Consider the following 11429-nt stretch of genomic DNA (forward strand, 5'->3'; position numbering starts at 1 on the left):
ACTGAACGCCAGGTCGCCACAAGAAGCCCGCTCATTGAGCGGGCTTTTTTTTGCCTGCGATTTGACCTCCCGTCACCTTGCCATGTGCACTGCAGGGTCATCCTGATCGGCGGGTACGCCATGACGTGGCGGAATACCCCCATGCCCATTGGTCGATTGCGCCTCCTGCCGCTTAAACGGTTATCTATAGCCACGCGAAGACTTCCAGGCGAGCTACCGCAGCAGGACGCTGTGGTGCCCGCTCTCTAACAATGGCCTGTCAAGGCGATAAAAATAGTCTGCAAGGGGAATGGCACTTTATGAAATATCCACTGCGTCCGTTGGTGTTCTGGCCAACGTTCCTGATCCTGCTGGCGGCAGTGATCGCCAGCTACATTGACCTGAATGCGTTCCTGACGGTCAGCAAACAGCTCAACAGCCTGATCCTGAACAACTTCTCCTGGTTGTTCAGCGCCGGCTCGTTCGCCATGGTGGTGTTGACTGCGATTGTCTACCTGTCGCCGCTGGGCAGGGTGCGTATCGGCGGCGAAGATGCCCAGCCCCTGCTGAGCAAGTGGCGCTGGTTCATGGTGGCGCTGTGCACCACCCTGGCGGTCGGTGTGTTGTTCTGGACCACCGCCGAACCGCTCTATCACCTCTACGGCCCCCCCACCAGCCTGCCCATCGAAGCAGGCAGCGGCGCGGCCAAAAGCTTTGCCATGTCGACGATGTTCCTGCACTGGACCATCACCCCCTACGCCATCTACCTGGTGCCCTCGCTGGTGTTCGCGCTGGTGTTCTACAACCGCCGCGGCAACTTCTCGATTGGTGCCATGCTCGAGCCGCTGCTGGGCGAGGCGCGGGTCAAGCGCTATGCCGGGTTGATCGACACCCTGGCGATGTTTGCCCTGGTGGCCGGCATGGCTTCGTCCCTGGGCACTGGCGCGCTGACCTTGTCGGGTGGCCTGAGCCAGTATATCGGCGGTGAAACCACACCCCTGCGCCTGGCGATCATCATCGCGATCATTGTCATCACCTTTGTCGCCTCGGCCGCCAGCGGCCTGCAGCGCGGCATTGTGATGCTGTCGTCGTTCAACACCTGGATCATGCTGGCCCTGGGGCTGTTCGTGCTGTTGTGCGGACCGACCCTGTACATGTTCAGCCTGGGCGTCGAGTCCCTGGGCATCTACCTCGACACCTTCTTCAGCCGCAGCCTGTTCACCGGCGCCGCCAGCGGCGACACCTGGCCACAGAGCTGGACCGTGTTCTACTGGTCGGTGTGGTTTGCCTGGGCACCGGTGAGCGCGCTGTTTCTCGGCAAGATCGGCCGTGGCTACACCGTGCGCGAATTCATTCATATCAACATGCTGTACCCGGCGTTGTTCACCGCGGTGTGGATCTGCATTTTCTCCGGCACCAGCCTGTACTTCGACGCCCTGGGCGACGGCAGCCTCAACCGCGTGCTGAACGAGCAGGGCGTGGAGCATGTGCTTTACCAGATGTTCCAGCAATTGCCGGCCAGCGCCTTGATGGTCGCGTTCCTGCTGTTCGTGGCGTTCATCTCCTTCGTCACCGCCGCAGACTCCAGCACCGATGTGATCGCCAACCTGTGCAGCAAAGGCGTGACGGCCGATTCCGACCTGGACGGCAACCCGACATTGAAGATTGTGTGGGGGGTGATTATCGGCACGGTGTCGTGGGTGATGGTCGCCTTCATCGGCATCGACGGCGTGAAGATGCTCTCCAACCTCGGCGGTCTACCGGGGATGATCCTGGTGCTGCTTGCCAGTACCTCGCTGATCTTCTGGCTGAAGAACCCCGCGTTACTCGAGGTGAAACGCCAGCAGCCCGTCAGCGAACCCGACGTGCGTGACGTCGACCCCGTCGCGGCATACGCCCGCTAACTCATGAAACTGGGTGCCTCCCCACGCGCTCCCTGGTGGGCGCGGGGGAGTCGTTTGTTTGCAATAAACGCGTTTGGAGCTACCGATGGAAATCGTTACCGAGTTTGCCTACAAGGTCCGTGAAATCGAGCATTGCCTGATCCCCTTGAAGGACGGCACCCAACTGGCCGCGCGCATCTGGCTGCCGGAAGTCGCGGGTTTGCAGACCTTTCCGGCGATCCTGGAATACCTGCCGTACCGCAAGCGCGACGGCACTGCCGTGCGCGATGCGCTGACCCACCCGTGGATGGCGGGCCAGGGTTATGTGTGTGTCCGCGTGGACATGCGTGGCAACGGCGAATCCGAAGGCCTGATGGCCGACGAATACCTGCTGCAGGAGCAGGACGACGCTCTCGAAGTGATCGATTGGTTGTGCCGGCAACCCTGGTGCGACGGCAACGTCGGCATGATGGGCATCTCGTGGGGCGGCTTCAACGGCCTGCAGGTCGCAGCGCGCCAGCCCGAGGCGTTGAAGGCGATCATCACCTTGTGCTCCACCGATGACCGCTTTGCCGACGACATCCACTACAAGGGCGGCAACCTGCTGATGGAGAACTTCGGCTGGGCCGCGACCATGCTCAACTTCAGCGCCGCGGTGCCCGATCCCCTGCTGGTGGGCGACGCCTGGAAAACCCTCTGGCACCAGCGCCTGGAGGGCATGCCGCTGCTCGCCGAAACCTGGCTGAAACATCAGACCCGCGATGACTATTGGCGCCACGGTTCGGTGTGCGAGGACTATTCGAAGATCAAGGCGGCGGTGTACGCCGTCGGTGGCTGGGGCGACGCTTACCGCAACACGGTCTCGCGCCTGATGGAGCACCTGCCGGGGCCGAGGAAGGCCATGATCGGCCCGTGGATTCACAAGTATCCGCATTTTGCCGTGCCGAATCCGGCCATCGGCTTCCTGCAAGAAGCCCTGCGCTGGTGGGATTATTGGCTTAAAGGCATCGAAAATGGCGTGATGGACACTGCCGCCTGCACCTTTTACCTACAGGATATTCTGTCACCCAAAGGCAGTTACGCCGAGCGTCCCGGCATTTGGGTGCAGACCTCGGGCTGGCCGGACCCGCAAGTGCAGTGGCGCGATTTCAGTCTCGACGAGCGCGGTTTCACGCCCGGCAATCACGCATTGGTCGCGCCCCGCAGCGTGTGCTCGCCGCTGACCACCGGCTTGCACCAGGGTGAATACTGCGCCATCTGGTTTGGCCCCGACGGGCCCACGGACCAGCGTCGCGATGATGCCCACTCGCTGTGCTTCGACTCCCAGCCGCTGACCGAACCCTTGGCGCTGTTGGGCGATGTGCGCCTCACGTTGCGCCTGGCCAGCGATACGACCTGTGGGCAATTGGTCGCGCGCCTGAATGCGGTGGCGCCGGATGGGCAGGTCACGCAGATCAGTTATGCCGTACTTAATCTCACTCTTCGCGAAGACTTTTCCCACGTCACACCGGTAGTCCCGGGTGAAGCGATGGACGTGCAGCTGAGCCTCGATCATATCGGCATGCGTTTGCCGGCCGGCTATCGCTTGCGCCTGGCCTTGAGCACCGCGAGTTTCCCGTTGCTGTGGCCGAGTCGCGAGCTGACCACGCTGACCCTGCTGCCGGGTGTGCAAAGCCTGCAACTGCCGGTATTCGTCGGCGAAGCGGTGGACTGCCCGTTCGAGGCGCCGCAATCGGCAACGCCGGCGGCCCTGGAAGTCTTGCGTGCCGCCGCGCCGAAACGCACCTTGATCGAAGACGTGGGCAGTGGCGAAGTCTGCGTGAAGATCGAAGACGACCTGGGGGCCGTGCGCTTTACCGATCACGGCCTGTCCGTGGACCAACGCTGCACCGAGCAATATCGCACCTTGCCCTGGGACCCGCTGTCCACCCGTGCCGATATCCAGTGGCACTATCGGGTGGGCCGCGATGCCTGGGAGGTGGAGGTGGAAAGCCGCCTGAGCGTGCACGCCGATGCCGAGTGGTTCTACGTCGAGGCGGAGCAGACGGCCTGGGAGAACGGCCAGTTGGAACACCGTCGGCAATGGAGCAAGCGCGTGGCCAGGGTCGCGCTGTGAGTCAGCAACTGGCAGGATGCCTGGCCACGTGATCTCTGCGGGCCCGGCCAAACCCGGGCCCGTTCTGCCATTGGAACCGCTTATGTCACGCCGAAACGTCGACCTTCCGCCCCTCAACTGCCTGCAGACGTTCGAAGCGGCGGCCCGTCATTTGAGTTTTACCCAGGCTGCCCATGAACTGAACCTGACCCAGAGCGCGGTCAGCCGCCAGATCAAGCGTCTGGAAGAAGACCTGGCGCGCCCGTTGTTCTACCGGCTGGCGCTGGGATTGAGCCTGACGCCCGCCGGGGTTCGCTACTTTCGGACCGTCCAGCGGCTGTTGCGCGAACTTGACCGCGAGTCCGCCGAGTTGCGTCGGCGCGGCGCCGATCGCCAATTGACCCTGGCCAGCACGCCGACTATCAGTTCGATCTGGCTCGCCGGCCTGCTGCCGGAGTTCCAGCGCGAACACCCGGATCTGGATATCCGCATTCTGTGCAGCGAAAGCCCTGATCATCTGGATGTGAGCGAGTATGACCTGGGCCTGTTCTATCACCTCGATGAGCTGCCGCCACCCCACGACCTGGAACTGTCGCCGGTGTTCGAGCGCGAGCAGGTCATCGCCGTGTGCAGCCCCGGTTATATCGAGCGTCACGGCCCGATCAGCGACGTGCAACAGTTGCTGCATGCCCATACGTTGCTGATCGTCGAGGACCACTCCCATGACTGGCTGACCTGGACCGACTGGTTCGCCGATGTCGGCGCCCATTACCACACCCCGCGTCATGCATTGCGCACCAACAGCTATCAACTGTTGATGCAATCGGCGGTCATGGGCCACGGCGTGGCCTTGGGCTGGAAGAGTTTGCTGATGGGCGAGCTGGCTGCCGGTCGCCTGCAGATGGCCTTGCCCCAAACCATGCACAGCCGGGGTCGCCTGCACCTGATGCAACCGCACCACCGCAACCTGCCCTCGGCTGCGCGCAGCTTTCGCCAATGGTTGCTGGCCCAGGCCAGCCATATGAACGACGCCCTCTAACCTTCGACTTGCCACCATGAACCTGACTTTCCTGACCTTCCCCGCGCTGTACAGCGCGACCATCCTGATGCTCACCGGCAACGGGCTGTTTTTCAGTTTTATCGGCCTGCGCTTGAGCAGTCAGGGCATCAACGAGCTGTGGATCGGCACGCTGACGGCGGCGTACTACGGTGGCATGGTCTGCGGGGCCAAGTTCGGCCACCGCATGATCGCGGGCGTCGGGCATGTGCGCTCGTATGTGGCGTGTGCAGGCGTCGCCACCATCATCGTGCTGCTGCATGTGCTGTTCGAGCAGTTGGCGTTCTGGCTGGTGCTGCGATTCGTGATGGGCCTGGTCATGATGAACCAGTACATGGTCATTGAAAGCTGGCTGAACGAGCAGGCGGAAAACAACCAGCGCGGCGCGGTGTTTGCCGGCTACATGGTGGCGGTGTCCCTGGGCTTGATGTTGGGGCAGGGCGTATTGATCTGGCGCCCGGAGCTGGATTTCAAGCCGCTGATAATCGTGGCGATCTGCTTTGCCGCGTGCCTGCTGCCGGTGACCATGACCAAGCGTCTGCACCCGGCCAAGCTGGTGGCGGCGCCGCTGGAAGTGGGTTTTTTCTGGCGGCGGGTGCCGCAGGCGCTGACCACCGTGTTCGTCACCGGCCTGATGATCGGCGCGTTTTACGCGCTGGCACCGGTATTCGCCACGCGCAACGGCCTGAGCACGGCCCAGGCCAGTACCTTCGTCGCGGTGTCGATCTTTGCCGGGCTGTGCGGGCAGTGGCCGATCGGCTGGCTGTCGGATCGCATTGATCGGTCCCGGTTGATCCGTAGCTGCGCCCTGGCCCTGGGGCTGGTGGTGATTCCGCTGTGGGGGCTGGTGCAACTGCCGTATGCCTTGTTGCTGGTGTTCGGCTTCCTCAGCGGTTTGCTGCTGTTCACGCTGTACCCGCTGGCGGTAGCGCTGGCCAATGACAACGTCGAACAGCCCCGGCGCGTGCCCTTGAGCGCGATGATGCTGGCCACCCACGGGATTGGCGCCTGCCTGGGGCCGATGCTCAGCGGCGCACTGATGAACAGCTACGGCCACGGGGCGTTCTACATGCTGTTTTCGGCCTGCGCGCTGCTGCTGATCTGGCGTGTACAGCCCAAGCAGGTCACCGGCGAGTATCGGGTCGAAGGCGCGCCGTTGCACCACGTGGCCATGCCGGAACATCCGATGGGGGCCATGGCTGCAGTGCTCGACCCACGGGTGGACGAGATCCCCGAGGAACTGGTGATCAACGACCCGGTACCCGATACCCGAGCCTGACGCCTACTTGGCTTTTTTCTTGCGCGTCTGGCGCGTGGCCAGGTGCTCGAAGCAAAATGAGGCGGTGCCGAACACGGCGATTATGGTCAGGACGAGCATGCCGAGGGTTGAGCTTTCCATGGAAAATGCCTACGTGATGGAGTAGGAATCCACGGTAGTTTCGCGCCGAAAATGGCTCAATAGACCCGACGCAATCCTTACGGCGCCGGGCCCGTTATTACGCACTCTTTACGGGTTGTTGCGGCTGTGACGGTAATCGCTGACCGCTTCGTACACCGCCTTGCGCAAGCGGTTGATACCGCCGATGGGGCGATGCTCCGCCACACCGAACCAGGGATTGAACGACTGGTTGTCACACGCCAGGTTCTGCTCGGGGGTATCGAAATCCTGGGCCGGGATGCGCACCTTGGCCACGCTCTCATAGGACGCATCGCTCTCCTGCCATTCGATACTGGTGTCTTCGATCGGCATGAATTTCTGCGGGTTCTGTCGCTGGATCTGCAGCACGAAACACGCCGGCACGCGGTCGGTGGACAACTGTTGGCTCAAGGCGCTGCGCAGGAAGTTGGGCAGGTCCTGGTTCTGTTTGGGCAGCACGTATTCCGGGCAATCCTGCGGATCGGGCGCAACGCGGAACTTGGCGTTGGCCGCACCGAACTTGTAGGGCGATACCGAAAAGTAGGTGGTCTGCGTCGGGCTGGCAGGGGCGGGTGCCAGGGTCGCCAGGGCGATAAACAGATGCCGTACCTGCCAACTGCGCGGGTCGACCTTGGGGAAGAACGCGAGGACTTTCTTGCCATCCGCTTGTGCGCCGATGTTCTGCGCGTATTCCGCCACATCGCTGACAAAGAAATTCGGGTGGCTGAACATCACGAAGTCCTGCTCTGTGCGGTTTTGCTGATCCGCCAGCAGTTGTTTGCCCGGCACATCCAGCAACTTCAGCGCCATGCCGCGGGCATCGCGGATGCTGTCGAACTGCGGGTAGGCGTTGCCGTTGGACAGCCGAATCAGCGCCTGCCAGGTCTTGCCCGGCTCGGCGAACACGCCCTGGCGCAAGGCCGGGTCGAGGTCCGCCAGCACACTGACTTCGGCCTTCACACAGCCATGCGCCTTGGCGTGGGCATCGCGCAGGTAGCGCGTGCCTTCGCGGTGCTGGTCAACGATGCGCACCGCTGTCTGGATAATGCCCTGGGTCATCGCCGCTTCGTCTGGCGGGACCTGCTCGTTCGGTGAGACCGGGCCACTGTGCTGCCAGGCGTACCAGGCGGTCGCGGCGAGCCAGCCGAGCAGGCCCAGGCCCACCAGCCACAGCAGGGTCTTGCCGAGCCACGCGCCGAGGCGCAGCCAAAGACGGGAGAGCAGGGAAGGTCGGTCGTATTGAGATCGGATAATCATGGCAGTTGTTGCTCCAGCGGGCCGCCCAGCACTTTCAGGTATTCCAGCAGCGCCCAGCGTTCCTGCGGCAGCAAGCCGCGGCCGATAACGCCGTTGCCACGTTGGCCGGCACGGAATTCGTGACCGCTGTTGTGGTTGCCGGTGAGTTTTGTATCGAACAGGAAGGCGTTCTTGAACACGGCGGTCTGGAAGCCCAGGTGGCGCGGGTCATAGTCGAACGTGCCTTTATAGAAGGTGGTGCTGCGCTCGTCCTGGGGCGAGAGCAATTGGTAGATCGTCGGCACCGAGCCGTTGTGCAGGAACGGCGGGGTGGCCCACACGCCGGCCAGCGGACGGGCCTTGTAGGCGCGCAGTTCACGCACGCCGATGGGCAGCCCATAGCCATCCAGCTGCGGGCGCTCGGCGGGGGTGACACCGGCGGCGCGATAGGCGTGCTCTTCAACGAACGCCGTGACGTAGGCCAGGCCCTTGGCCACGGACATTTTTTTCAGGTCCAGTGGCTCGGTCGGCGTGGGGTGCAGCTCGACATTCAACTTGGCCAGCTCCGCCGGGTCCCACTGCAGGGCGCTGAGGTCATAGTGCTGGTCGGCAATGTTGCTGGCGGTGCCGGGGTCGGTGCCGATGTACTCCACCGGGAGCATCTTCAGCTGCTGGACCGGGCGGCCGTTTTCCTGGGTGACGGTTGGCACATGGCAACCGGCGCAGTTTTCCGCGAACAGTGCGCGGCCCTGGGCGGCGAGAGGCTTGTCGATGGCGCCGAACAGGTCTTCCGGCCAGGTCGGCGGTTTGAGCCGTTGCAGGGTTTCTTCGATCAGGTTGAGGTCGCGTACGCGCACGCTCGATGGGTAGCGCGCGTCACCCTGGAGCGGTTGGCCGGCGCTGTCGAAGAAGGTCAGGGTGGCGCCTACACCGAGGGCTTCGCCGATATTGCGCGCCATCGGCTGCTGGGCCGAGCCGTTCCATTGCACCCAGTCGAAGGTCCAGATATCCCACAGGTGCGGGTAGTCCACTGGCGCATTGGCGACGCGATAGTTGTCCGGCGAAATCGCGTCGCCGAAGCTGGCATTGGCGATGCGGCCGAACGCGTCGGTACGGCCCGGGCCTTCTTCGGTGGGGTAGAGGCCGCGGTGGGTGTCGTTCCAGGCAACTTTCAGGAACTGGTTCAGCGACTGCTTGAAGTCCTGGCGCAATTGGCTGTGCTGGGCCTCGTACTGATCGCCGAGCACCTTGCGCGCGAATCGCTCGAACTTCCACGGGTTGTAATACGTTGCCGCGAGGCTGGCGACGAGGGCCTGGCCGAAACTGCCGCCGCGCAACGTTGGCACACTGGACGGCAGCACATGCTGGGCAGAGCCGCCATCGATGCGCAGGGCCTGGCCCTTGAAGTGCAACTCGCCGGTGTGGCAGGCGGCGCAGGTGATGTCCAGGTATTCAACGCTGCTGCCGGCGTTGGTGTGCCGGGCAAAACCCACCGGCAGGTTGCCGGGGTTTTGCGCGGTGGGCACCTGTTTGGGATCGACCAGGAAGCCGAAGCGCGCCAGGTACTCCGGCGTGGCAAAGCGTTGTTCGGAAAACGGCAGTTCCAGGGCAGTGAACCAGTTGTAATGCAGGCCCTTGACCTGCGTGCCCTGGGGCGTGAAGTAGTAGGTCTGGCGGTCGGCGGCACTCCATTGATCCTGGTAGTGCACCTGCTCCACGGGCACGTATTCCGGCAGCCTGGGGTTGAGGGTGTAATAGATCACCACGGCCAGGGCGAGCCCCAGCAGGATGAATATCAACAGTAAAACACGGGAAAAAATGCGCAAGATAACTATCCTTGTCGAGTTGTCGCGTTGTTATGCCACTACGCCATAAGTGCGGCAAGTGGCCATGAGCCTGGTAGTAGGCGGTCCCACGATCCTTCGCGGGTCTCCATAATGAATGAAAATGCTTTTAAACACGTGAACTTATCGGAAGTTTCCTGCTCACATGCCGGTAGCCATTGGTCGTGGCCGCCTGATAAGCTCGCGACTTTATTCGAATGCCCTTTTGGCGCATGAACAAGGAAATAGCATGAAACAGCATCGGTTGGCGGCGGCGGTGGCCCTGGTTAGCCTGGTACTTGCGGGTTGTGATTCGCAGACCAGCGTAGAGCTGAAAACCCCGGCGCAGAAAGCTTCCTACGGTATCGGCCTGAACATGGGCAAAAGCCTTGCCCAGGAAGGCATGGATGACCTGGATTCCAAAGCGGTAGCCCAGGGCATCGAAGATGCCGTCGGCAAGAAAGAGCAGAAGCTCAAAGACGACGAGCTGGTTGAAGCGTTTGCCGCACTGCAGAAGCGTGCTGAAGAACGCATGACCAAGATGAGCGAAGAGTCGGCAGCCGCCGGCAAGAAATTCCTCGAAGACAATGCCAAGAAAGACGGCGTAGTCACCACCGCTTCCGGTCTGCAGTACAAGATCACCAAGAAAGCCGACGGCCCTCAGCCTAAGCCGACTGACGTGGTGACTGTGCACTACACCGGCAAGCTCACCAACGGCACCACCTTTGACAGCTCCGTGGATCGCGGTAGCCCGATTGACCTGCCGGTCAGCGGCGTGATCCCGGGTTGGGTCGAAGGCCTGCAACTGATGCACGTAGGCGAGAAGGTCGAGCTGTACATCCCGTCCGACCTGGCCTACGGCGCACAGAGCCCGAGCCCGGCGATTCCAGCCAACTCGGTGCTGGTATTCGACCTGGAGCTGCTGGCCATCAAGGACCCAGCCAAGGCTGAAGCCCCTGCAGCACCTGCCGCCAAGAAGTAATCGGCACCTGAACACTCAACGCCCCGTCTCGACGGGGCGTTGTTGTTTCTGGCCTTGGGAAAACGCGTGCTTCCCTGTAGGAGCCGGCTTGCCGGCGAAAAGCGCTGAGCCACTGCATTTTCTCCAGAATCCTGGCGTAATCGTTGACACTCATGGCTGGCAAGCCAGCGGCTGCAGAAATCTGATCGAACCCATGATAGGTCGTGGAGTCTGATATAAGACTCGAGTACGGGTAGCCGCACATCTACGCCAAGTCAATGAAATCTTGGGTTTTTTTAATGTGCGCAAAAAACGCCCGATCTGACTGCAAGCCTTGTACTGCGTGGCTTTCAGCCGGAAAAATAGGCTCTGTTCACAAGGTTATCCACAATTTGTGTGGATAACCTTTTATGTCGCCTGGAACTGGAGTGACGAATGAAACCACCCTTCAATTTCACCCGCTTCTTGCCCATGGCTGCCCGCTTGCTCGGTCGTGGGCGTTTGCCGACCCTGCTGTTCGCCGTCGCCGCCAAGGGCTCGAGCCAGGGTAATCGCCTGGGCAAGCTCAAGGATGATCTGAAGTTGCTCCAGGCCCTGTGTCTGGCCTACTGGCGCGGCGAGTACCGTGCGATCAGCCCCAAGGCGCTGATCTCGGTAGTCGCGGGGTTGATGTACTTTCTCAGCCCGATCGATGCGATCCCGGACTTTATTCCGGTGTTCGGCATGCTCGATGACATCGCCGTGCTGGCGTGGGTCATGAAGACCCTCGACGGTGAGTTGAGCGCCTTTCGCGCCTGGCGCGACGCGCAGCGTCCGGAAAAACTCGCGGTAGTCGAGCGACTGCCAGCCACGCCTGCCTTGCTCGCCAAGGAAAACCCGCAAAAAAACTGATCATACGGATATCCCCCTGCGACCTTTGTGGCTGTTAGGATTACACTCCTAAGGAAAGAACTTACGCTGTAAGTGTTGTGATCCTAC

8 protein-coding genes are annotated in these 11429 nt (G+C 62.1%); 6 read left to right on the forward strand and 2 right to left on the reverse strand.

The window, feature by feature from the left end; genetic code table 11:
• Positions 1-299 precede the first annotated feature (299 nt).
• From NTD80_RS12410 to NTD80_RS12425, 4 genes are all read left to right on the forward strand, one after another.
• Positions 300-1883, forward strand: a complete 1584-nt coding sequence (locus NTD80_RS12410; RefSeq protein ID WP_201143861.1) for a BCCT family transporter — start codon at positions 300-302, stop codon at positions 1881-1883.
• 85 nt (positions 1884-1968) lie between these two features.
• Complete coding sequence (locus NTD80_RS12415; RefSeq protein ID WP_262133815.1) at positions 1969-3978, forward strand: CocE/NonD family hydrolase; 2010 nt, start codon at positions 1969-1971, stop codon at positions 3976-3978.
• Positions 3979-4060: 82 nt separating this feature from the next.
• Positions 4061-4996, forward strand: a complete 936-nt coding sequence (locus NTD80_RS12420) for a LysR substrate-binding domain-containing protein (RefSeq protein ID WP_262133817.1) — start codon at positions 4061-4063, stop codon at positions 4994-4996.
• A gap of 16 nt (positions 4997-5012) precedes the next feature.
• Entirely contained in the window at positions 5013-6293 is a 1281-nt protein-coding gene (locus NTD80_RS12425) for an MFS transporter (RefSeq protein ID WP_262133819.1), read from the forward strand.
• Between the two features lie 228 nt (positions 6294-6521).
• Here NTD80_RS12425 and NTD80_RS12430 read toward each other — a convergent pair whose 3' ends face one another.
• Positions 6522-7688 (reverse strand): catalase family protein, encoded by a 1167-nt coding sequence (locus NTD80_RS12430; protein ID WP_262133821.1) that lies wholly within the window; start codon positions 7686-7688, stop codon positions 6522-6524.
• Positions 7685-9493, reverse strand: coding sequence for a di-heme-cytochrome C peroxidase (locus NTD80_RS12435; protein WP_262133823.1), 1809 nt, complete (start codon positions 9491-9493; stop codon positions 7685-7687). The genes NTD80_RS12430 and NTD80_RS12435 overlap by 4 nt, the downstream gene beginning before the upstream one ends.
• A 247-nt stretch (positions 9494-9740) precedes the next feature.
• Here NTD80_RS12435 and NTD80_RS12440 point away from each other — a divergent pair, with 247 nt between their 5' ends.
• On the forward strand, positions 9741-10472 hold the full coding sequence (locus tag NTD80_RS12440) for an FKBP-type peptidyl-prolyl cis-trans isomerase (RefSeq protein ID WP_012723274.1): 732 nt from the start codon (positions 9741-9743) through the stop codon (positions 10470-10472).
• A gap of 414 nt (positions 10473-10886) precedes the next feature.
• A complete protein-coding gene (locus tag NTD80_RS12445; RefSeq protein WP_065901361.1) occupies positions 10887-11342 on the forward strand; it encodes a YkvA family protein in 456 nt (151 codons plus the stop codon).
• Positions 11343-11429 lie beyond the last annotated feature (87 nt).

The sequence above is a fragment of the Pseudomonas sp. 13B_2.1_Bac1 genome (assembly GCF_025466155.1).
Taxonomy (GTDB): domain Bacteria; phylum Pseudomonadota; class Gammaproteobacteria; order Pseudomonadales; family Pseudomonadaceae; genus Aquipseudomonas; species Aquipseudomonas aylmerensis.

Bases quoted from the DNA above. Each gene is read 5' to 3' on its own strand.
- NTD80_RS12415 (WP_262133815.1), top strand. From the start codon at position 1,969: ATGGAAATCGTTACCGAGTTTGCCTACAAGGTCCGTGAAATCGAGCAT.
- NTD80_RS12440 (WP_012723274.1), top strand. From the start codon at position 9,741: ATGAAACAGCATCGGTTGGCGGCGGCGGTGGCCCTGGTTAGCCTGGTA.
- NTD80_RS12420 (WP_262133817.1), top strand. From the start codon at position 4,061: ATGTCACGCCGAAACGTCGACCTTCCGCCCCTCAACTGCCTGCAGACG.
- NTD80_RS12445 (WP_065901361.1), top strand. From the start codon at position 10,887: ATGAAACCACCCTTCAATTTCACCCGCTTCTTGCCCATGGCTGCCCGC.
- NTD80_RS12430 (WP_262133821.1), bottom strand. From the start codon at position 7,688: ATGATTATCCGATCTCAATACGACCGACCTTCCCTGCTCTCCCGTCTT.
- NTD80_RS12425 (WP_262133819.1), top strand. From the start codon at position 5,013: ATGAACCTGACTTTCCTGACCTTCCCCGCGCTGTACAGCGCGACCATC.
- NTD80_RS12410 (WP_201143861.1), top strand. From the start codon at position 300: ATGAAATATCCACTGCGTCCGTTGGTGTTCTGGCCAACGTTCCTGATC.